Annotated in this window: 25 protein-coding genes; 15 read left to right on the top strand and 10 right to left on the bottom strand. The window is 51.6% G+C overall.

The features are described from left to right. Positions 1-2: 2 nt before the first annotated feature. Together fliE and BS29_RS12700 are read right to left on the bottom strand one after the other, a co-directional pair. Positions 3-365 (bottom strand): flagellar hook-basal body complex protein FliE, encoded by a 363-nt coding sequence (fliE, locus tag BS29_RS12695; RefSeq protein WP_229954004.1) that lies wholly within the window; start codon positions 363-365, stop codon positions 3-5. Between the two features lie 14 nt (positions 366-379). Beyond that, positions 380-1,651 carry a sigma-54 interaction domain-containing protein gene (locus tag BS29_RS12700; protein WP_229954005.1) on the bottom strand — a complete coding sequence of 424 codons (1,272 nt, stop codon included), beginning with the start codon at positions 1,649-1,651 and terminating at the stop codon, positions 380-382. A gap of 300 nt (positions 1,652-1,951) precedes the next feature. Between BS29_RS12700 and BS29_RS12705 the strand changes: the two genes are divergently transcribed. Beyond that, positions 1,952-2,767, top strand: coding sequence for a flagellin N-terminal helical domain-containing protein (locus BS29_RS12705; RefSeq protein WP_229954006.1), 816 nt, complete (start codon positions 1,952-1,954; stop codon positions 2,765-2,767). A gap of 101 nt (positions 2,768-2,868) precedes the next feature. On the opposite strand, the gene BS29_RS12710 is transcribed toward BS29_RS12705, so the two are convergent. The 8 genes from BS29_RS12710 to BS29_RS12745 all read right to left on the bottom strand — a co-directional run bounded on the left by BS29_RS12710 (position 2,869) and on the right by BS29_RS12745 (position 9,250). Continuing rightward, a complete protein-coding gene (locus BS29_RS12710; protein ID WP_229954007.1) occupies positions 2,869-3,591 on the bottom strand; it encodes a sigma-70 family RNA polymerase sigma factor in 723 nt (240 codons plus the stop codon). Between the two features lie 17 nt (positions 3,592-3,608). Further along, on the bottom strand, positions 3,609-5,720 hold the full coding sequence (flhA, locus tag BS29_RS12715; protein ID WP_229954008.1) for a flagellar biosynthesis protein FlhA: 2,112 nt from the start codon (positions 5,718-5,720) through the stop codon (positions 3,609-3,611). 6 nt (positions 5,721-5,726) lie between these two features. After that, on the bottom strand, positions 5,727-6,554 hold the full coding sequence (locus tag BS29_RS12720) for a transglycosylase SLT domain-containing protein (RefSeq protein ID WP_229954009.1): 828 nt from the start codon (positions 6,552-6,554) through the stop codon (positions 5,727-5,729). Positions 6,555-6,728: 174 nt separating this feature from the next. Further along, positions 6,729-7,040, bottom strand: coding sequence for a hypothetical protein (locus BS29_RS12725; RefSeq protein WP_229954010.1), 312 nt, complete (start codon positions 7,038-7,040; stop codon positions 6,729-6,731). After that, the gene (gene flgM, locus BS29_RS12730; protein ID WP_229954011.1) at positions 7,037-7,327 is read right to left on the bottom strand and encodes a flagellar biosynthesis anti-sigma factor FlgM; all 291 of its coding nucleotides are present in this window, start codon (positions 7,325-7,327) and stop codon (positions 7,037-7,039) included. Before flgM ends, BS29_RS12725 begins: the two co-directional genes overlap by 4 nt. A 123-nt stretch (positions 7,328-7,450) precedes the next feature. Then, positions 7,451-7,948, bottom strand: coding sequence for a flagella basal body P-ring formation protein FlgA (locus BS29_RS12735; protein WP_229954012.1), 498 nt, complete (start codon positions 7,946-7,948; stop codon positions 7,451-7,453). Positions 7,949-8,023: 75 nt separating this feature from the next. Next, complete coding sequence (locus BS29_RS12740; RefSeq protein WP_229954013.1) at positions 8,024-8,509, bottom strand: hypothetical protein; 486 nt, start codon at positions 8,507-8,509, stop codon at positions 8,024-8,026. A gap of 3 nt (positions 8,510-8,512) precedes the next feature. Further along, positions 8,513-9,250, bottom strand: a complete 738-nt coding sequence (locus BS29_RS12745; protein WP_229954014.1) for a MotA/TolQ/ExbB proton channel family protein — start codon at positions 9,248-9,250, stop codon at positions 8,513-8,515. A gap of 57 nt (positions 9,251-9,307) precedes the next feature. Between BS29_RS12745 and BS29_RS17480 the strand changes: the two genes are divergently transcribed. The 14 genes from BS29_RS17480 to BS29_RS12810 all read left to right on the top strand — a co-directional run bounded on the left by BS29_RS17480 (position 9,308) and on the right by BS29_RS12810 (position 19,603). Further along, positions 9,308-9,439, top strand: a complete 132-nt coding sequence (locus tag BS29_RS17480; RefSeq protein ID WP_268255394.1) for a hypothetical protein — start codon at positions 9,308-9,310, stop codon at positions 9,437-9,439. A gap of 17 nt (positions 9,440-9,456) precedes the next feature. Further along, entirely contained in the window at positions 9,457-9,810 is a 354-nt protein-coding gene (gene flgB / locus BS29_RS12750) for a flagellar basal body rod protein FlgB (protein ID WP_229954015.1), read from the top strand. Positions 9,811-9,824: 14 nt separating this feature from the next. Further along, the gene (gene flgC / locus BS29_RS12755; protein ID WP_407673786.1) at positions 9,825-10,211 is read left to right on the top strand and encodes a flagellar basal body rod protein FlgC; all 387 of its coding nucleotides are present in this window, start codon (positions 9,825-9,827) and stop codon (positions 10,209-10,211) included. Next, positions 10,211-10,879: a flagellar hook assembly protein FlgD gene (locus BS29_RS12760; protein ID WP_229954017.1), complete on the top strand. Its 669-nt coding sequence runs from the start codon at positions 10,211-10,213 to the stop codon at positions 10,877-10,879. Before flgC ends, BS29_RS12760 begins: the two co-directional genes overlap by 1 nt. A 41-nt stretch (positions 10,880-10,920) precedes the next feature. After that, positions 10,921-11,751, top strand: coding sequence for a flagellar hook-basal body complex protein (locus BS29_RS12765; RefSeq protein WP_229954018.1), 831 nt, complete (start codon positions 10,921-10,923; stop codon positions 11,749-11,751). Positions 11,752-11,784: 33 nt separating this feature from the next. Next, entirely contained in the window at positions 11,785-12,528 is a 744-nt protein-coding gene (locus BS29_RS12770) for a flagellar basal body rod protein FlgF (RefSeq protein WP_229954019.1), read from the top strand. A 36-nt stretch (positions 12,529-12,564) separates the two neighbouring features. Next, complete coding sequence (gene flgG / locus BS29_RS12775; RefSeq protein WP_229954020.1) at positions 12,565-13,353, top strand: flagellar basal-body rod protein FlgG; 789 nt, start codon at positions 12,565-12,567, stop codon at positions 13,351-13,353. 29 nt (positions 13,354-13,382) lie between these two features. Further along, complete coding sequence (locus BS29_RS12780) at positions 13,383-14,069, top strand: flagellar basal body L-ring protein FlgH (protein WP_229954021.1); 687 nt, start codon at positions 13,383-13,385, stop codon at positions 14,067-14,069. A gap of 21 nt (positions 14,070-14,090) precedes the next feature. Continuing rightward, positions 14,091-15,215, top strand: coding sequence for a flagellar basal body P-ring protein FlgI (locus tag BS29_RS12785; protein ID WP_229954022.1), 1,125 nt, complete (start codon positions 14,091-14,093; stop codon positions 15,213-15,215). Next, complete coding sequence (locus BS29_RS12790) at positions 15,212-15,544, top strand: rod-binding protein (protein ID WP_229954023.1); 333 nt, start codon at positions 15,212-15,214, stop codon at positions 15,542-15,544. The genes BS29_RS12785 and BS29_RS12790 overlap by 4 nt, the downstream gene beginning before the upstream one ends. Next, the gene (gene flgK, locus BS29_RS12795) at positions 15,537-16,868 is read left to right on the top strand and encodes a flagellar hook-associated protein FlgK (protein WP_229954024.1); all 1,332 of its coding nucleotides are present in this window, start codon (positions 15,537-15,539) and stop codon (positions 16,866-16,868) included. Before BS29_RS12790 ends, flgK begins: the two co-directional genes overlap by 8 nt. Positions 16,869-16,887: 19 nt before the next feature. Further along, complete coding sequence (locus BS29_RS12800; protein ID WP_229954025.1) at positions 16,888-17,739, top strand: flagellin; 852 nt, start codon at positions 16,888-16,890, stop codon at positions 17,737-17,739. Positions 17,740-17,869: 130 nt separating this feature from the next. After that, on the top strand, positions 17,870-18,733 hold the full coding sequence (gene motA, locus BS29_RS12805; protein ID WP_229954026.1) for a flagellar motor stator protein MotA: 864 nt from the start codon (positions 17,870-17,872) through the stop codon (positions 18,731-18,733). 3 nt (positions 18,734-18,736) lie between these two features. Further along, entirely contained in the window at positions 18,737-19,603 is an 867-nt protein-coding gene (locus BS29_RS12810) for a flagellar motor protein MotB (protein ID WP_229954027.1), read from the top strand. Positions 19,604-20,108: the final 505 nt, after the last annotated feature.

Below are 20,108 nucleotides of genomic sequence, written 5' to 3' on the forward strand. Positions count from 1 at the left end.
TATCATACCTGCATGTTCATGATGTCTTTGTAGGCAGACAATAGTTTGTTCCGAACCTGCAAGGTGGATTCAAAGCCCAACGAAGCCTTGTGCTTGGAAAGCATAACCGCTGCGACGTCATTGGTTTCACCCATTTGATAAGCAGCAGTTGCTTGTTTCGCGGTGGCCTGAAGTTGGTTCACTTCCTGAATGGCATCGGTCAACTGTGCTGCAAATCCAGCGGGACCTTCGGCTTTACTCGGCTCCGCCAATTGACCAGGACCAGCCAATCCGGCTGGTTTATTGGCGATATCCTGCAAGGCATTGTTGCGGTTCAGGATCGCATTACGAGCGGCCATCAGGCTGTTCATGTTAACGGAAGACATGATCTATCTCCTGCTCAAGCCGCTAACGCGCGCATATCGGCCATCCGATAGCGCAATGTCCGTTCGGAAATGCCAAGCTCTTTGGCAGCTTCGCGGCGGTTGCCATTGGTTTGTTCCAGCGTTTTTGTAATCGCGTCATATTCAACGCTTTTCGAAATCGAATGCAGGTCGCGGCCGCGAACGAACCGCGCGGAGCTGCCAGGCTGGACCGCATCTTGTTTGGGTTGGGAAGACAGGCTTTCACCAGAGAACATCAAATCCTTGGCTTCAATCCGGTCTCCGTCACACATCACAAGGGCGCGTTGCAGAACGTTGGCCAATTCACGAACGTTACCGGGCCAATGGTGAGCCTTCAGCCGATCGACGCAGCACTGGGAAAGCGAAACAAATTTTTCACTGCCTTTCTGAAAGTCCATCATCATGAAAGCGGAAATAGCCACTATGTCAGCGGGGCGAGCCGCGAGCGGTTTCAGTTCCACTGGCATGACGTTCAAACGCCAGTACAAATCTTCTCTGAATTTTCCTGCTTTGACTTCTTCTTCAAAATTACGGTTGGCCGCGCAAATGATCCGAACATCAATCTTCTCGTGACGGGTAGCGCCAACAGGTAAAATTTCGCCCTCTTGCAATACACGTAGCAACTTGGACTGACTTTCCAGCGGCATCTCGGTAATTTCGTCGAGGAAAATCGTACCGCCATCAGCTTCCTTGAACAAACCGACGGCATTGGCATAGGCCCCAGTAAAGGCACCCTTTTTGTGACCGAACAAAATGGATTCGATCATCGTTTCGGTAATGGCCGCGCAGTTCACGGTGACCAGTTGTTTGTCCGCGCGGGTGCTATTTTCGTGAATATATCGTGCGACGCCTTCTTTGCCGGTACCGGTTTCGCCGGTGATCATGACATTGGCATCGCTCTTCGCCACACGAGCGGCATATTTATATAAGGCAATAGATTTGGGATCCGCAAAGGCCGGCCCTTTGCCCCCACGCATGGATTCAATGATGCATGACAGACCAAATTCTCTGTCAGCATCGCCAAATTCAATACGTGGAGGCTGGCTGAGGGTAGCCGGAACGAAACGGAATGGGCCATCGCGAAAAATTACGACGGGATCTTTTGCACCACCATTAGCATCTGATTTTGCTGCGCCATCAATGTGGGGTAGTTGCGTAGCGGCAGATGACAATGTGTGGTTGGAGTGGATATCCTCAACACTCGCAAGCATATCAACAAGCTCTGGAAATCTAGAGACCAGGCTAGACTTAATTGCATTGTTGATCATAACATTCCCTCACGTTTTACTCTGAGCACGGGATCCTTTGATGTGCTCATCCAACACTTCGCAATCCGCGTGCCAGTTTTGGGGAATGGCTGAAAAACGCCGTATTTTTTGTCTGAAACCGTCGGTTTTCCGACATTTTTGTCGGAAAGCAGACACATTTGAGAGACCCCTGTCGGATATCCGACAAGTTTTTTTCATTAATTTATCCGGTGCCCACCGTTAACTCCTCTGAGGCCGCTTCAGGAGACGAGGTGACCCACAACATTAATCAAGTATGTTAAGTGTGAAAAGGATGTCACCATGACTGTAATTGGAACTAACGTAACGGCGCTGCGTACCAGCTATGCTTCTAACCAAGCTGAAATGGGCCTCGCCAAATCTATCGAGCGTCTTTCAACCGGCCGCCGGATTAACTCCGCATCTGACGATGCCGCTGGTAACGCAATCGCTACCCGCATGACCTCTGAAGTTCGCGGCCTGAACATGGCAATTCGTAACGCCAATGATGGCATTTCGCTCGCTCAAACCGCAGAAGGCGGCATGAACGAAATTACGAGCATGTTGCAACGTATGCGTGAACTGTCTGTTCAATCGGCCAACGGCACGCTTTCTGCTGGCGATCGTACTAACCTTCAAACCGAGGTTACGGCCCTGATCGCTCAGGTTAACGATGTTGCAACACGTACAACGTTCAACGATGTTGCGCTGCTGGATGGTACCAATGCATCGATCAACATTCAGACCGGCAGTGACGCCAGCCAGACCGTTTCTGTTGCATTGACGGACGTGGACGCGACAGCCTTGGCGGTCAACGCTCTGAACATCAGCACCGAAGCTGGTGCAACGGCGGCATTGACTGCTCTTGATACAGCTCTCGATACGATTACAACGGCTCAGGCATCTTTGGGTGCTTCGCAGAACCGTTTGCAGACCACCGTAGCGAACCTGTCTGATCGGGTTGCCAACATCACGGAATCACGTTCGCGTATTCAGGATGTAGACTTCTCAGCTGAAACCACGGAACTGGCCAAAAACCAGATCCTGAGCCAGGCTTCAACGGCCATGCTCGCTCAGGCTAACCAGTCTCAGCAGTCGGTTCTGAGCTTGATCCGGTAATTAACCGGTTCATAGGAACGGAAAAGCCTCTTCCCCAACAGGGAGGAGGCTTTTTCTTTGTCTGCAATATATGTCCGTTTGGAACTCAAATAGCTGGCGCCTTAATTTTCACTCATAGCAGCCTGAAGCTTTTCCAGAGCACGCTTCTTAATCTGACAGACCCGAACAGATGAAACATCAAGAACAGCGCCGATTTCATCCAACTGCATCTCCTCGATGAAGTAACAGTTTAGGACTAGCTGTTCGCGTTCATTGAGTTTCTTCAAATTTGCAGACAAAAGATCAACCATCTGGCTTTTCTCAAGCGTCTGATGCTGATCATCTTCCTGGTTGGAGAACCAGTCGCTGGAATCGCAGTAAACCTCATCCAGAGAATCAAGATGAACATCGATTGCGCGGTCGGCATTTTTGCGAAACTCTGCCTGATCCATGCCCATAGCTTCGGCCAACTCCACTTCGTTAGGCTCACGACCATTTTCTTGTGCGAGCTGCTCGCTAATACGGCGCAGCTTCTTGTTCCATTCGACCGAGCTTCGTCTCAAGCTGCATGTTGATCGCAGATAATCGATCATGGCGCCCCGGACGCGCACATAGAGATAGGTACTGAAATTATGGCCCTGATCGACATATTTCGCAGCGGCCTCAACCATCGCCACCAATCCAATCTGGATCAGGTCTTCGATTTCGATCTGATCGGGCGAAAATGACTTAATCTGCCAGGCGATCTTGGTGACCAGGCTTTGGTTCTCCTCGACCAACCTGTTTTCATCAATCTGCATAGCGCCATAAGCCAGAGATGCTTTGTTTTTTGGTTGTTGCAACATATTATTATTCCACTCGATTATAATGTCGGGTTTGCGGCGACCTGGGGTATTTCGCGCGATGATCGCGGAACCCCGATTTTGGCTAGCACTTCAATGGATTTGTCCTCGGGCAGTTCCTGGTAGGAAAGCACCGTCAGATCCGGGAAACGGTTCTTCAGCAATGCACCCAGAGGTCGCCGCACAATTGGCGAGGTAATCAGCGCGATATTGCGCGCCTCCATGGGCAGGGTTCGTGCCGTTTCATCCACGGCCTCGACGAGTTGCTGGGCAAGCTGCGGTTCTATGGGATAGCTAGCGTCTTCTCCGACCTTTAGAGCTTTGACGAGCAGGCCTTCCAATTCTGCATCGAGAGTTACAACTGGCAGAGGGAGGTTTACGGGAACCATTGTCTGCACAATCAGATTGCCAATTTTCTGCCTGATAGCATCAACCATCTGATCGGTTTCACTGTGGAGGCTTGACGCCTCCAACATTGCCAGGCAAATCTGCTGAAAGTCCTTGACCGGCACCTTCTCCGCCAAAAGCTCGCGACAAATTGCGGTGATAGAAAATAGCGACAGGGGCTGCGGTGTCAGGCTGTCAACCAATTGCGGCGACGTTTCTTTCAGCAAGTCGATCAGTTTCTGCGCTTCGTCCATGCTGAACAATTGCGCTGCATTTCGGCGGACGACATCATTGAGATGTGTAGCGACAACAGTCGGGGCATCTACAACAGTATAGCCTTCGGCGATGGCTTGCGATTTTTTGTCGGCTCCAATCCACAAGGCGTCCATGCCAAATGTTGGATCCTGACAGGGTCGCCCCTCGATAACCGTGTCCACATGACCATCATCCAAAGCGAGAAAATCATTGGGCCAGACCGTGTCTTCGCCCAGAACCATACCGCCCATCATGATGCGGTAGCTATTGGGTTCAAGCTCGAGATCATCCTTGATCCGCACCAGCGGGACAACAAAACCCAGTTCTTTGGAAATCTGGCGACGGATCCCGGTAATCCGCTTCATTAGTGGTGCGCCCTTGCGATCTTCAACCATCGAAACAAGCCCATAGCCAATTTCAATGCCCAGCCGGGCCTTCTCGGAGACATCTTCCCAATCGATCTGTTCTGGCTGTTTCTCCTGTACCGGCTCTGGTGCGGCTTCAACCGGCTTTGGTTTGCGGATCAGATAGAAAGCAAAACCACCGGCAGCCGCTGCTGCAGAGAGGATGATCAAATGTGGCATGCCAGGCAAAATGCCCAAAATGGTCAATATCACTGCGACCGGAACCCAGGCTGCGCCGGATCCAAATTGCGATGTAATCTGATCCGGCAGGTTTTTGCTGGATGAAACGCGGGTGACAATGGCTGCCGCTGCAATAGACAGGATCAGTGCCGGCACCTGCGCAACCAAGGCATCACCGATGGCAAGCATAGAATATGTACTGGCCGCTTCCGCGAAAGGCAGATCGTGCATTGTGGTGCCCAACACAATCCCGCCAATAATATTGACCGCCAGGATCAGTATCCCGGCCACGGCATCACCTTTTACAAATTTCGAGGCACCATCCATTGATCCATAGAAATCAGCTTCGGTTGCCACCTCGGAACGCCGGGCCTTTGCTTCTTCGGGCGCGATTAGTCCGGCATTCAAATCTGCATCAATCGCCATCTGTTTACCCGGCAAGGCATCCAGAGTGAAACGGGCAGATACCTCAGACACTCGGCCAGCGCCTTTGGTTATGACGATCAGGTTGATGATCATCAGGATCGAGAACACGAATATACCGACAACATAATTGCCACCGAGCAAGAGACTGCCGAAGGCTTCGATAATCTGTCCGGCTGAATCCCCGCCTTCATGCCCCTGCACCAACACTACCCGTGTCGATGCCACATTAAGGCCGAGCCGCATCAGCGTCGCGAACAGCAGCACCGTGGGGAAGCTCGAAAAATCAAGTGGCTTGCTGGCGTTCAAGGCGACCATCAGTATCGCCAGCGAGATCATAATATTGGTAATGAAACCCATATCCAGGAGGATCGTGGGTAGCGGCAATACCATGAAGATCACCAGCAACAGGGTCGCCAATGGGAGCAGGCCTGATTTGAGGCGACCGGCGATCTGGTCTGTCGAAAAAATTTGTCGGTTCATTATATGTTACATCCCCAGGGAGGCGAGCATCAGATAGGCAGCACGCGCCGGCTCGCTAAATGGCTTCGGTTTATTTGAGTGGCTTTGGTCTTTGATATGAGCTTGAGCTATCTTCAGATAATCTTCCGGTTGCACCGTTCGCGCAGGACTATCGGACTGCGGCAAAACACTGCCGCGTGCCGGCAAGCGATTGCCGCCACCAACCAGTTCGGCGGCATCGGCCAGTTTGCGTTCAAAGCGATTACGAATGGCCTCAAAGCTGCGTGCCTGGCCAGCCCGATCGAAGAATATATTGTGGTTTGCCCGCGCCGCTTGTGGAAATTGCGATGCAGCGGACGTATCCGGATTGGCAGCCATGCTATTCAGGAATTTTGCGGCACCATTAGGTCCGAGAAAATGCGCGAGATAGAGATCAACGGACTCTGGCTTGCGTCCCGTTTTCTGTTCGAGATACTGACTATTATCCTTTGCGAATTCACCAGCCAAGTTAGCAGAGAGTGCAGGATTGTTTCTAAGCGCCAAAATGTTGGATTTCTGGGCTTTATCGGCAATAGTGAAATGCCCGCCACTGCTTTGAGAAATAGCGCCTTGCGCCCATCCCAAACCATATTTACCGCCTTTTTCCTTTACCAGTCCCAGCCATGTCTGTTCGATAAACTGATAAAGACCGGTGGCCGATGACGTCGATGCCTTGGCATCGGGACGCATTCCGCTTTCAATCTGCGCTTGCGCAACAAGATACTGAAAATCAACGCCTGTCCGCTGTGCAGATTGTGCGATAACGCCCGGTAAATCACGGCGCTGATTAGAATTAATGACTGATATGTTCGACATGATGATATCAAAAATCTCCTGCTGTGGAGATAAGCAATCATCATGCCAGAAATCGAATGGGGTGCTTATGGTGATATTGTTATGGAGCAGACATGTTTTTACCTGCGCAAGCCGAGGGTAACTGGCTTGCGCAGGTGTACTGAAAAACAATAATTCTGATTTAGACGACTGCCCCTATCGGCTGCGCGCAGAGCCGGAATAAGTATTGGCTTGGTTCTCACGGAACCCGGCCAAAAGCTGCAAGCGCGTTGAACTATGATCGCGTAAGAAACGCAGACGATAGATAGATGCCTGCATCAATTCATCCGCTTCCGAAATCATGGGCTGAAGGCTTTGATCAATATCGTCGGCATCAATAGTACCAAGCTGCGCCGCAGCCTGACCCAATTTTTGGCTAGCCTGGAAAATCGCATCGCTGTCATGCCCTTCAAGGGCAGAAAACAACATGTCCTGAGAAATGCGAAAAGTTTCCACTATCTGTTTCATTTATCCGATTCCACTCCAAAGACACCGGTGTCGAGCATCTTTTGCGCCAGAGCAGCAGTATCGACGCTGTAAACACCAGATGCAATTTTTTGCCGGATTTCCGATACTTTCTGCTCGTCAAACGGGGGTGTTTGAGCAGCTAGTATAGAAGCTGTTGTCATAATCGACGGAGCTTTGTCGGCTCCACCAGCATCCTTACCGGTATCAAGTTTCTTAGGTGCGCCCTCTTGCAATACAGGACGATCCAGCCGCGTATTAATGGCAGAGTAGCTTTCTACGGGTTTCATTTCATTCCATCCTTAACAGGTTCAACCTATTGACTTTTTGTTCCTGAATTAAAACGCTCACAACTTCTTTCATAACAATTTACGGCGCGTTGTGAAAAAATTAATATCTTCATCGAAAATAAATTATTGGGCCAATTCAACTTCGCCGGTGTTCGATACGCGAGCCATAAGCAGTTTTGATTTGCGGCTTGATCGGACAGGAATAAAATCCCCGACCCGCCCGTTTTTTTGGGCTATCACTCGATAGCTGATGCTGAAATTCGGACGTCTGACAACAAGTGTCAGTGGCTGATTTCTTAGCACGACAAATTCTTTGGCACGATCAGACTGGCTCGAAGCCGCCGCCTGACTGCGCCGTACCGGTACAAATATACGCCACCCCAGATCCGGACAACTAACCAGCACTGCATTGTTGTTTGTATCCGATAATCGCACGGAGCGGGGGCAACGTTTCAATCGCAATTTCGTATCGATCGGCGCGCGTGCACCACCAGCATCGCCGATATTGGCGCCAAGATGCACGGCCACCTGTCGATCGAGATCAGTTGTATCTTCAAAGGCAGGTGTGGCGCCCATGGCAAAAATGGACAATATCGGAATGGCGAAGCGATAATTGGGCATGATAAATTCCTGTGCGCTTTTTGTTTCGAGAAAAACAAAGCAGGTTTCATGCCAATTTCTAATATAATTGCTTCATCAATCTGATTGATCATTTTTCAGGGGACGAAAGGTCAGTTTGATCTTCTGCCCCTCTTGTGTCTGGGAAACCAGCTTGTCAGGCATTTTCAATGCAATCATCTTCCCATCTTGCCCGGCTTTTTCAAAAGCATCGGCTATCGCTGCCGATCTGGCTGCTGTTTTCTCCCATTGCCGCAAACGCTGACTATCAGCTGTTTCAGTCACCGCGGGCACATATATAGCGAGCGATTGATCTTGCTGTACGGCCAGTATCTCCGCAATTTCCTCGCGCGCAAATGTCGTCAACATGGCATTACTGTTGCTGAAGAAATCAGTGACCTCATATTCATATGTACCCAAAACCGCCGACTTCTGTTCGATTGCTTCGGCCAGTTTCTTGCGTGCTTCAGGATCGGCAATGTTTACAAAATGTGCATAGGCAAAGGCGCTGAGCAACATTAGCGCGAGATCGAGAAAGGACAAAGTGGTGCGACCAGCATTCATAGATTAGCCCGTTGCTTTTAAAGGCTTTGCCGGGGAAAAATGGACCGGACCAAGAACAAGCAATTCCCGTTTTGCAATGGCAATAGCGTGCTGAACAACAGCAGCGCGATAAGCTTCCAATATATCCGCGCGGGCCTGCAGGCGCACGTAGATGGGAAATGCAATGATATGCGAGACAAACAAACCGTAAAGACTGGTCAACAGCGTGATACTCATGGCTGGGCCCATTTTGAGAGGGTCTATACCAGTTGCAAAGAGCTGGATCAGGCCGATGATCGTTCCGATCAAGCCGATGGCAGGCGCTATTTCAGAAGCAGAATTCCAATAGGTCGCGGTTACGGTCTGCTTTTTATGAACCGCATGTTCTTCAAGGCGCGCCCATTCTTCAAAGTCTTTCGCATCCTTGGAATTAAGCAATCGCGCGATCACCCGGGTTACGAAACTGTCTTCGCTCCGTACCCGCTCCAATCCCACAAACCCTTTCTCCCGCAAGACAAAATCAATGCGGCGGCACATGAAAGTGGCATTCTCTCCGCTCTCCGCAAAGGGATCTCTGCTGCTATTCAAAAGCGCTGCAAAAGCCAGCAAGAATGAATCCCGACCATTTTGAATCCAGGCCAAGATCAGAACGCTGCCAAGCACCAGAACAAACAAAAGAGGGTCAAAAAAGCGGCCCAGACTGGTGAGAATGATCTCCATCAGTTCGCTACCCGCGGCAAAGCGGCAAAATTTTTCCGGCAACCGGCAAAACTTTGCCGGTCTCGTCCGGGACCGCGTTGATTTTTCGTTATTGCCGACATGAAACCCCCAAAAACAGCCAGTTTTTCGTCATCGCTACAAAACTGGCACGCCCTTTGCGATGAATTGCTCGAGATTACCGATCCCGGTGTTTCTCATGCCAAAGTTACGGTCGATTGGCCGGACAGTTAAGACAGGAATGAATTTCGATGCCTAGTTTGGATCAAGTACTTGCATTAAACGGTGGAGCGCTAAAACTGCGTTCGCAGCGTTTGAACATGCTTGCGTCAAATATCGCAAACGCTTCGACGCCTGGATATAAGGCGAAGGATCTCGATTTCGATCGCGCGATGCAGCAAGCCCAAAATGGCAGCTCTGTTGAGAAAGCCGCAAGCGATCACACCGGGTTTCGCGTGCCACTGCAACCATCGCTTGATGGCAACACCGTTGAACTTGCGGTGGAACAAACGCTCTTCGCCGAGAACGCCATTCAATATCGCACCACCCTTTCCTTCCTGAATGGGCAAGTGTCGTCAATCAAACGCGCCTTGAAAGGAGAATAAGGATGAGCGGAAGTATGAATGTTTTTGATGTCGCCAGCCGGGCCATGTCGGCCCAGATGGTGCGGCTCAACACCACCGCCTCCAATCTCGCCAGTGCCCGCACGGACTATGCGAGCAAGGACGAAGCCTATCGCGCAATGCGCCCGGTTTTTCGCGCGGTCATGGAAGACAATATGGCGACCGTTGATGTGGAGCGCGTAGTGCAAACCGACGCGGAACCGCAAAAAAGGTACGACCCCACCAATCCGATAGCCGACAAGGAAGGTTATGTCTGGGAAGCGGCTGTCGATGAGACAGCAGAGCTGATCGACATGCTCGAGACGGCTCGAAACTATCAGAACAACGTCCAAGTTTTACAAACAGCAAAATCACTCATTCTAGAAACGGTAAGGAACCAATAATGGAAATTGCACCACAAGTTTTTGAAAATAAAACGTCGAATATCGCCGGCCTCGCTGCTGCGCAGCCCGCAAATGCGACGGGTGACAATAATTTGGGTCAGGATTCCTTTCTGCGTCTCATGACAACGCAGCTTAAATTTCAGGATCCTTTTGATCCCTTGGACAACCAGGCAATGGTTGCCCAACTGGCGCAGTTTTCGAGCGTAGCAGGCATTTCCGAGATGAACCAATCGCTGACCGAAATCGCCTCTATGCTGGGCGATAATCGCCTGTCCGATGCTAAGGAATGGATCGGTCATTCCATCTTGGTTCCGGGTAACTTTGCTGTAGCGAACAAAAACGGCGAATATACCGGCGAATTTGAGTTAACGCAGGCCACCGAGAATCTCTCCGTTGATCTGCTCAACGAAGCCGGTGAAATCGTTATGTTCGCAGAGCTCGGCGCTCAAGAGGCCGGGCCCATTCAGTTCAATTTTGACAGCAAAACCGCAAACGGTGAACCGCAGGACCTTGGAAGACTGCGCGTGCGCGTAAATGGTGGTGCCATATCTGATCTCGCAACTTGGGTACCCGTGGCTTCGGTCCAAACATCCGAGGCCAGCGGACCACCCATTCTTGTGACCCCCATTGGCAATGTATTGCCCGCAGAAGCTCTGCGTATCGGATAGAACCATCCGCCCCCGACAGATTTAAAACAGGAGAAGAATTAATGTCTTTCTTTACGTCCCTCAGTGGCTTGAAAGCTGCGCAAACCGACTTGAATGTTATTTCAAACAATGTCGCCAATACCAACTCAACCGGCTTCAAGAAAAGCCGAGCAAACTTCGGCGATCTGTTTGCTGCTGCACCAACACAGACAACCAAAACCGTTGCTGGCCAAGGTGTAAGGCTGACCGGCATCACACAACAATTTACGCAAGGCACCTTGCAGGCGACCGAAAAGACGCTTGATTTGGCAATTGCTGGTGACGGGTTTTTCTCCGTCCGCGGACAACCCCCACGTCAGGATTTGACCTTTACCCGTAATGGCGCCTTTTCCGTCAACGTTGATCGCGAAGTTGTCGACACTACAGGTGCGAAAGCCCAGCTATTGCCAGTCGATGCCAATGGCGTGGCAACATCAAATAACATCGCCGACATGTTCGACTTTATTTTGCCTGAATTCGATCCGGGTGATCCAACGGCCTTGCTGACCAATATTGGCATAAATGGCGAAGGCGTGGTTAGCGCGACCTTCTCAAACGGCAACCAGATCAATATCGGTGCCATGGCTATGGCAAGTTTCACTGCCATTGAAGGTCTGCGCCCGGTTGGTGACGCGCACTGGCAATCAACTGGTGATTCCGGTCCGCCCCAGATCAACCAAGCTGCTAATGGTCCATTGGGTCAGGTGCGTTCTGGTTCTCTGGAACTTGCCAATGTGGATATCACTGAAGAGCTGGTGTCGCTCATCGCAGCACAGCGTAACTTTCAGGCCAATGCCCAGGCGATAGAAACGGCCAATACGCTCAGCCAGACGGTTATCAACCTTCAGGTCTAGAACCTGACGGCCTTATCAACCCGGGAATAGTCCATGGATAAGCTTGCATATACCAGTGTCAACGCGATGAAATCGCTGATGAACCGCCAGACGGCCATTGCTAACAATATGGCGAATTCAAATACTGTGGGTTTCAAAGCCGATATGGTGTCGGCGAAATCCCAGTATCTGAATGGTCCGGGTCATGACAGCCGCGCAATGGCCGTTGAGCGGCCGATGCAGGCCGATATGAACAGCGGTTCCGTTACGCAAACGGGCCGCTCCATGGATATTGCTTTGGAGGGCGATGCCATGATTGCGGTGCAAGCCGCCGATGGCAAAGAAGCCTATTCGCGGCGCGGCGACCTTCGCATCGCCGCGTCCGGGGCCATGGTCACCGGCGATGGTTTTCCGGTCATGGGCGCTGGAGGCCCGATCACCATGCCACCCGCCGAACGGGTTGATATAGGGGCCGACGGCACCGTCTTTTTTGTCCCTCAAGGCGGTGACCCGACGCAGCCGCAGGAACTCGACAGGATCAAGCTGGTCAGCATGACCGGTAGCGCCATTTCAAAAGGGCCGGACGCCTTGTTCCGCGCTGCCAATGACGGCGTTCTTCCGGTTGATGACAATGCAAGAGTCATTTCTGGCGCACTGGAGGAATCCAACGTCAACATGACCGCGGCGCTGGTCGACATGATTGAAACCAGTCGTGCCTGGGAAACCCAGGCAAAGCTGCTGCGCACCGCGCAAGAGCTGGATGAGAGCAGCGCCGGCGTGATGAGCATGCCGCAATGATAACGGGTGCGATGATCGCACAAAGGAGATGATGAAATGAGCAACTCTGCCCTACAAGTCGCGCGCACCGGTCTGGATGCGCAGAACACCAAGATGCGCGTTATCGCCAACAATCTGGCGAACGTGAATACAACGGGATTCAAACGCGATCGTGCGGATTTTGAAACACTCGCCTACCAGAATGTTGTCACACCCGGCGCGCCCTCGGACGCGCAAAACCGCTTCGCCAGTGGTTTACAACTGGGCACTGGCGTCAAGCTATCGGGCGTTGGCAAGATCAGCACACAGGGCACCTTGCAGAACAGTGAAAATGCCCTCGATATGGCCATTGAAGGGGGCGGTTTTTTCCAGGTGGAAAGACCAGATGGCAGTACCGGCTATTCACGCGCAGGTAATTTCAGCCTGACCGCCGAAGGTAATCTTGTAACCAGTGACGGCCTGCCCCTGATACCCGCGATTCAGGTTCCACAAGGGGCCACTGCCCTTACCATCGGTAATAATGGAACGGTCACGGCCACGCTGGCCGGTCAAAATGAACCTAGTGAACTGGGTCAGATTGAACTCGCTAATTTCACCAATCCGGCCGGTTTGCTTTCAGTAGGCAATAATATCCTCACCGAAACGGCGGCCAGCGGTCCACCACAGGTGGGTGAAGCTGGCACCGAAGGTCTGGGGAACATCCGTCAGGGTGCGCTGGAACAATCCAACGTAAATATAGTCGAAGAACTGGTGAACATGATCGAGACGCAGCGCGCCTATGAGGTCAATTCCAAAATGATCTCGGCCACCGATGAAATGCTGCAATTCGTGAACCAGCAAATCTGATCGTAATTTGAGTGAGAGGCATTAGGACCATGCGTATATCATCTGTTTCAAAAGCGGTCGTTTCCGTTTCGATTGCTCCCTTCTTCCTGATCGGTTGCATGGGATCGGGCAGCAACATGGCTTCGGCCGGTTTTGCGCCGGTGGTTGCTGAACCGCTGCCTGCCACTGCACCCGCCGCTGCCAATGGTGCGATTTTTCAGCAGGCATCTGGCTATGCAGCGCTAACCAGCGGCATGCGGGCTAGTCGGAAGGGCGATATCATCACTATCCTGCTTGTCGAAAACACGCAGGCAGCTAAGTCAAACAGCGCGTCCAAAGACCGCGATGGCGGCTTTTCCTTAACACCGCCGACCACTGGCCTTTTCTCTCTGTTTTCACCGAGTGATGTTGCCAGCAGCGGATCGCAGAATTTCAGTGGTAGCGGCAACGCTGCCCAATCGAATTCCCTACAGGGGCAGATCAGCGTGACCGTTGTCGAAAGCTACGCAAATGGAACAATGCTAGTACGCGGTCAGAAACTGACCTCCCTCAATCGCGGCGATGAACACACGCAGTTCAGCGGCCTTATTCGAGCGATTGACGTGTCTTCCGAAAATACAATTCCGTCCACCAAAGTCGCCAATGCACGTATCATTTACGGCGGCACCGGTGAAATTGCATCCGCCAGCAAACAGGGCTGGTTGCAGAAATTCTTTTCTTTCATTTCCCCTTTTTAGTCCCCGATCAGGCGAGACATTATGACCCTATCATCTAGAATAACCCGTATCGTTCATTGGTTTGCCGCGCTGGCAATCGCACTGTTTATCGCAGCGCAGCCAGCACAAGCCGAACGGATTAAGGACCTTGGCCATTTTGCTGGCCTGCGAACCAATCAGTTGGTTGGCTATGGTGTGGTCGTTGGGCTTGCCGGAACAGGCGATGATAGTCTCGAATATGCCACTTTGGGGGTCAAAGGTATGACCAGCCGATTTGGTCTCGCCCTGCCCCCAGGTGTCAATCCGGCCACGAAGAACGCTGCTGCGGTCATGGTTACCGCAGAAATGCCAGCATTTGCCAAGCCTGGCCAACGGATGGACGTCACCGTTTCTGCTTTAGGCAAAGCCAAATCGCTACGCGGTGGTACATTGATTTTAATGCCGCTCTATGGCGCTGATCAACAGATCTATGCGATGGCACAGGGTAATCTAGCTGTAGGCGGCTTAGGCATTTCTGCTGCCGATGGATCCAGCGTGACTGTAAATATCCCGTCAGTGGGACGTATCTCAGGTGGTGCGACGATCGAACGGACCGTTGCTACCGGCTTTGAAAGTCAACCGTTCCTCAGCTTTAACCTAACCGATGCAGATCTCACAACCTCTCTGCGGGTCGCGGATGCGATCAATCAAGCGTTGGGGAGTGAACAAGCAATCGCAGCCGATGCTGTAACTGTTCGCATTTCGGCTCCCATGGGAACACAAGAACGTGTCGCATTGATGGGCAAGATTGAAAATCTAATCGTGAAACCAGCCGAAGCGCGGGCACGCATTATCGTCAACGCAAGAACCGGCACAGTTGTGATTAATGGTGCCGTTCGATTGGGTCCAGCAGCGGTCAGTCACGGAAAATTGACTGTCCGAGTGGAAGAAAATCCAACCGTTATACAACCAGCTCCGTTTAGCCGTGGCCGGACCGAAACCGAACAAAATAGTGATATCGCGTTGGAGGATAATGGAGCCCCCGCGTTTGAAATCGGACGCCGCGCTTCATTATCAGAAATTGTCGAAACTATTAATTCCATCGGAGTTTCACCGTCTGATTTAACAGCGATCCTTGAAGGATTGAAACAGGCCGGTGCCCTGAAAGCGGAGTTGATCATCATATGACCATCATTAATTCTCACGGGAACCTTTTGGCTGCATCATCCGGTGGTGCAGCCAAACCTGCTGTGCAAGGTCAGAAAAACGAAGCGGAAGCCATGGCGGCCGATTTCGAGGCAATTTTTGTTCGACAAATGCTGTCAACAATGCGCACGGCGTCTTTGGGCGACGGCCTTTTCGATGGCAAAGGCACAGAGCAGTTTCGCGATATGCAAGACGCCATGCTGGCCGAAAATATGGCGGATAAAGGCGTTTTTGGTATTGCGGATCTGCTTACACGGCATGTTGACAAAGGCTCCAATGACAAAAACGGTGGAGTGAGCAACAATGTCTGACCTGTTGTCCATTGGACGCGCCGCACTGCGCGTTAACAGCCGGGCACTCGAAGTTGTTGGGACCAACGTCGCCAATGCTGAAAATCCCAACTATGTCCGCCGCTCGCTGAATATCGGCGACACAACGATTTATGGCACGACCAACCCGCTATACGGAAATTATATCGGCACTGGCAGTGTTGCTGTGAATGGCATTGTCCGGTCCAGCGACCAGTTTCTCGAAGCGGCCACCAGGCAAACCGGCGCCAGCAGGGTGAAAACCGAGATCGCGGTTCAATGGCTTGATCAAGGTGAAATTGCACTCGCCAATAACCAATCAGACATCGGTAGCCAGCTGACAGAACTTTTCGGTAGTGCCGAAGAGCTCTCAGCGGTTCCCTTTGAACCGGCTCTGAGAGGTCAGTTTCTTGGTGATATTGAAGATACTGTCGCACGGTTTAATCAAACGGCATCCAACCTATCATCCACTATCAGCCTAATGGATGGCGCAGCTTCACAGGAGGCCGCAGAGTTAAATAGCGCGCTGGCCGAGCTTGCTGAAGTCAATGAAAAATTGCGCCCTACTCGCCCCGGTACATCGCAACATATCGCTTTGCTGGACCAACGTGACGCGGCACTCACCGTCATTACCGAAAAACTCGATGTCGAGATCAGTTTTGGTGACAATGGTGTGGTTGACATATCCAGAGCCGGAACCAATCTGGTTGCCTTCGATACCGTCAGCCCAGTCACATTTGTTGCCAATGCCGGGGCAGCCTTTGACATAGAAATTGGCGGCGCGGTCCAACCGCCACCAACCGATGGTACGTTGGGCGGATTGAACCGCGCGCAGTCAGATATTGCCGCTGTTGCGACAAATCTCGATAGCCTGGCAGTTCAGTTTGCAAATGAACTAAACGGTTGGCAGGCCAATGGTCGCACCGATGGCGGAGCCGTGGGTGCGCCTGTCGTCTCGCATAGCGGAACGGCTGCCAGCCTTTCTGCCACAGGTCTAACCGCAGATGATCTGGCACTGGCTTCACCGACTGGCGTTGCCAATGGCAATATACTGGCATTTGTTGATCTACGTACGCCAGGCGGGACCGAACAACAATATGAAGGCCTCGTGCTTGGGCAAGCCCAAAACCTGCTTTCGACACGCAGTGAAAGCGAGGCCGCAACGGCGTTTGATCTGGCCACGCGTGAAGCGCGCGATCGGGTGTCGGTCGTTGATCTTGATCGCGAGGCGGCCGACTTAATTCGCCTGCAACAATCCTATGAAGCATCTGCCCGGATCGTTCAGGTCGCCCGCGAAACCATCCAATCCGTTTTGGCAATCTTTTGATGGCGCATGAAGGAATGACATGATGGAATCGATCAATCGCACAAGGCCAGCAGACGCCATTCAAAAGCAAAATGAGCTTTCCAAGCTGATTGCCCGGACACAGGAATCGATAGCGACCGGGGTCAGCTTCAACCGACCATCAGAAGCCCCGTCAAGCTGGCTGGAAATATCCAGTATCAGCCGACAATCGACCATTGAAGATAGTTGGTCGAACAATATCGGCCGAGCGCGCATATTGGCGCAGCAAGCGGAATCGACCATAGATACAATGTCAAATGGAGTCGCTCGCATCCGTGAGTTGATGGTGCTTGCCAACAACGAGACTTTGGCGCCTCAAGATCGTGAAGTGATCGCGCTGGAGCTGGAAAGCTTTCAGCAACAGTTTAATCAGCTGACACAAGTGAAGGACAATTATGGCGGCCAGCTTTTCCATGCCGGTGATCCCATAGAAATGCGCATTGATACGGATGTCCTGGTCACACCCGCGCCAACGCAGCAGGAAGTCTCCGGCGATATCGATATCGGTGGCGGAGCAAGCCAAAGCCTGGATGCGATCATGACAAACATGATCCAAGCTGTTCGCACCGGCACGCCGACTGAACGCGCCGATCAATTGGATCGGGCCAAGTCTTTAACCGATCACTTCTCGACACTTCTCGGGCGCCAGGGCGTATTGGTCAATCGACTTGATGAGCAGGACCTAAGGCTGCAGGATTCACGCCTGAACACCACAGAGCGGCGCGTCGCTCTGGAAAACACGGATGTTGCGCAGGCAATTTCTCAATTCCAATCTTTATTGGTCAATTTGGAAGCTGCGCAACGGCTTTATGCCCAAACGGCTAGTAATTCCCTAATCCAGCTGATTGGCTAAGCGCCAAATATCATCGCTATCGCGCCCTTAACCATAATGATTTTTGTCCGTTCACAACTGTGAAGATTGTCCGTTCGTGACCTGATCACCGGACAAAGTAAAAACGGACCTGTGGATTGGAATTGAGCTTATGTTCGCTGGAATTGGTATAGTTGTCTTGCTCGTCATGGTATTTGGCGTGTTCCTGGTATCCGGCGGTGATTTGGGTGTGGTTGTCGCTGCTTTGCCAGTTGAGATGGGCATCATTGGCGGGGCGGCAGTAGGCGCACTTATCATCGGCAATAGTGGTGCTCAGCTAAAAGCACTGATGGGCGGCTTTGGTAAAGTCTTCAAAGGTCCAACCTATGTTAAACAGGATTTCATGGACTGCATATTGCTGGTGTCCAAGCTTACCAAGATTTTAAAAAGCGAGGGGCCGGTTGCTTTGGAACCACATATCGAGGATCCAAAATCATCGCCAATATTCAGTGAATATCCCAAGCTTTTGAAAGACGATACGTTGATCCACCTGATCGCTGATAGCCTCAGGCTTGTCGTCGTTTCATCCGGCACGCTTGATCCACATGCCGTCGAAGATGTCATGGATCAGGCCATCAAAACACATCACCATGAAGCCATTGCACCGGCCGACAACCTGCAAGGGCTTGCAGATGCCTTGCCCGCTTTGGGTATTGTCGCTGCTGTTTTGGGCATCATCAAGGTCATGGGCTCAATCGACAAGCCGCCGACTATATTGGGCGGCATGATCGGTTCTGCTCTCGTCGGAACCTTCCTTGGTGTTTTGCTCGCTTATGGTCTGGTTGGTCCCATGGCCAATCGTGCCCGCTCAGTGATCGAAAGCGATGCCAGCATCTATCATGTCGCAAAGCAGTTGATCATCGCCAGCCTGCATGGCCACCCACAGCCGCTTATTATCGAGGCGGCCCGTACCAGCCTGCAGCATGATAACCAGCCGAGCTTCTCTGATGTATTTGATGCCATAAGGGCAAAATAAACCATGGCCAAAAAAGCAGCCCCGGAACCGGTTCAACCAATAATTGTCAAAAAGGTCATTATGGAGGACCATGGCGGCCATCATGGCGGCGCATGGAAAGTGGCCTATGCTGACTTCGTGACGGCGATGATGGCGTTTTTTCTGCTAATGTGGCTGCTTGGTGCAACGGAAGAGAAACAGCGCAAGGGAATAGCGGACTATTTTGCGCCAACATTGACACAAGTAAAACGTGACAGTGCCGGCGGCAAAGATATGTTCGGCGGTTCATCCGTTATGGATCCGGACAAATATCCGCACAAAGCCAAAAATGTGGGGGATCAAGCCATGGCAATGCCGCGCCCTGGCGATGGCGGTAACAAGGATTACAGCCATAAAGCGGAAGATCGCGAAGCGGCCGGTAAATCGATCACGGCTAAGGAATTTGAAAGGCGCATTCGTGCTGAACTAGCCAATAAGCCGGAAACGGCGAAGCTCCTGTCCAATGTCCGCTTTACCGATACTAAAGAAGGCCTTCGGATAGATATTATTGATGAAGCAGATTTCAGTATGTTTGCGCTGGCCACAGATAGTTTGAAGCCAAGAGCTATCGAACTTATTGCGCAAGTTGCGAAGATCATCGACACCGTGGACAACGAACTTGTCATACGTGGACATACCGACAGCTTACCTTATGCGAGCGGGAAAAGCATGAATAACTGGCTGTTGTCGTCGGCAAGAGCCGAAGCGACCAGGCAGGCGCTCGTGAAACAAGGCGTCTCTACGGCGCGTATGACACGGATTGAAGGCGTTGCCGACACCGAGCCTTATAATCCCCAAGAACCGACAGATGATCGGAACCGGCGTATCTCGATTACGATGAAGCCACAATAGAGTGATTTTTTATTCATTATTATACAGTTTTGTAAAATAAATTTACGATGGCAACTTAATGAATGCCATCCTTTACCAGGAAAATTATGTCGGTTATTCCCAATTTGGAAATAAAATCCCAAAGCCTTCTCAATTTGGGCTGAAAATGAATTGCCATTCATGTTTGAGATTCAGATACACGTGTCAGAAAGTGTAAAAACTTTCCTTCAAGGCCATTCCAGCCCCCGCAGGCTAGGTCTTGGGGTACGTAGCGCACCTGGTCTGCGTTATTACCGATTGGGTAGAGTGGCCGATACCACTCTACCCAATTGCTTTTGTACGGTACCAGAACCTTGTCATGATATTCAGACAATCACGGCCGTCTCCGTTAGTTGACGCTAAGAACGCCCCATAGCTCGCCGGGCGGTGTCAAATAAAGAACAAGAAGAAGTGCAAACTGAGACGAATTAATCAGTCGCCATAACACAAAAGCCCTTTGGCGAAGGAATATGGTTCCATCACCAAA

Origin of the sequence: Parasphingorhabdus litoris DSM 22379, assembly GCF_020906275.1 — a bacterium.
GTDB classification, from domain to species: domain Bacteria; phylum Pseudomonadota; class Alphaproteobacteria; order Sphingomonadales; family Sphingomonadaceae; genus Parasphingorhabdus; species Parasphingorhabdus litoris.

What these genes read in the sequence shown, in the direction of transcription:
- fliE (WP_229954004.1), bottom strand. Translation starts at nt 365, where the DNA reads ATGTCTTCCGTTAACATGAACAGCCTGATGGCCGCTCGTAATGCGATC.
- BS29_RS12700 (WP_229954005.1), bottom strand. Translation starts at nt 1,651, where the DNA reads ATGATCAACAATGCAATTAAGTCTAGCCTGGTCTCTAGATTTCCAGAG.
- BS29_RS12705 (WP_229954006.1), top strand. Translation starts at nt 1,952, where the DNA reads ATGACTGTAATTGGAACTAACGTAACGGCGCTGCGTACCAGCTATGCT.
- BS29_RS12710 (WP_229954007.1), bottom strand. Translation starts at nt 3,591, where the DNA reads ATGTTGCAACAACCAAAAAACAAAGCATCTCTGGCTTATGGCGCTATG.
- flhA (WP_229954008.1), bottom strand. Translation starts at nt 5,720, where the DNA reads ATGAACCGACAAATTTTTTCGACAGACCAGATCGCCGGTCGCCTCAAA.
- BS29_RS12720 (WP_229954009.1), bottom strand. Translation starts at nt 6,554, where the DNA reads ATGTCGAACATATCAGTCATTAATTCTAATCAGCGCCGTGATTTACCG.
- BS29_RS12725 (WP_229954010.1), bottom strand. Translation starts at nt 7,040, where the DNA reads ATGAAACAGATAGTGGAAACTTTTCGCATTTCTCAGGACATGTTGTTT.
- flgM (WP_229954011.1), bottom strand. Translation starts at nt 7,327, where the DNA reads ATGAAACCCGTAGAAAGCTACTCTGCCATTAATACGCGGCTGGATCGT.
- BS29_RS12735 (WP_229954012.1), bottom strand. Translation starts at nt 7,948, where the DNA reads ATGCCCAATTATCGCTTCGCCATTCCGATATTGTCCATTTTTGCCATG.
- BS29_RS12740 (WP_229954013.1), bottom strand. Translation starts at nt 8,509, where the DNA reads ATGAATGCTGGTCGCACCACTTTGTCCTTTCTCGATCTCGCGCTAATG.
- BS29_RS17480 (WP_268255394.1), top strand. Translation starts at nt 9,308, where the DNA reads ATGAAACCCCCAAAAACAGCCAGTTTTTCGTCATCGCTACAAAACTGG.
- flgB (WP_229954015.1), top strand. Translation starts at nt 9,457, where the DNA reads ATGCCTAGTTTGGATCAAGTACTTGCATTAAACGGTGGAGCGCTAAAA.
- flgC (WP_407673786.1), top strand. Translation starts at nt 9,825, where the DNA reads ATGAATGTTTTTGATGTCGCCAGCCGGGCCATGTCGGCCCAGATGGTG.
- BS29_RS12760 (WP_229954017.1), top strand. Translation starts at nt 10,211, where the DNA reads ATGGAAATTGCACCACAAGTTTTTGAAAATAAAACGTCGAATATCGCC.
- BS29_RS12765 (WP_229954018.1), top strand. Translation starts at nt 10,921, where the DNA reads ATGTCTTTCTTTACGTCCCTCAGTGGCTTGAAAGCTGCGCAAACCGAC.
- BS29_RS12770 (WP_229954019.1), top strand. Translation starts at nt 11,785, where the DNA reads ATGGATAAGCTTGCATATACCAGTGTCAACGCGATGAAATCGCTGATG.
- flgG (WP_229954020.1), top strand. Translation starts at nt 12,565, where the DNA reads ATGAGCAACTCTGCCCTACAAGTCGCGCGCACCGGTCTGGATGCGCAG.
- BS29_RS12780 (WP_229954021.1), top strand. Translation starts at nt 13,383, where the DNA reads ATGCGTATATCATCTGTTTCAAAAGCGGTCGTTTCCGTTTCGATTGCT.
- BS29_RS12785 (WP_229954022.1), top strand. Translation starts at nt 14,091, where the DNA reads ATGACCCTATCATCTAGAATAACCCGTATCGTTCATTGGTTTGCCGCG.
- BS29_RS12790 (WP_229954023.1), top strand. Translation starts at nt 15,212, where the DNA reads ATGACCATCATTAATTCTCACGGGAACCTTTTGGCTGCATCATCCGGT.
- flgK (WP_229954024.1), top strand. Translation starts at nt 15,537, where the DNA reads ATGTCTGACCTGTTGTCCATTGGACGCGCCGCACTGCGCGTTAACAGC.
- BS29_RS12800 (WP_229954025.1), top strand. Translation starts at nt 16,888, where the DNA reads ATGATGGAATCGATCAATCGCACAAGGCCAGCAGACGCCATTCAAAAG.
- motA (WP_229954026.1), top strand. Translation starts at nt 17,870, where the DNA reads ATGTTCGCTGGAATTGGTATAGTTGTCTTGCTCGTCATGGTATTTGGC.
- BS29_RS12810 (WP_229954027.1), top strand. Translation starts at nt 18,737, where the DNA reads ATGGCCAAAAAAGCAGCCCCGGAACCGGTTCAACCAATAATTGTCAAA.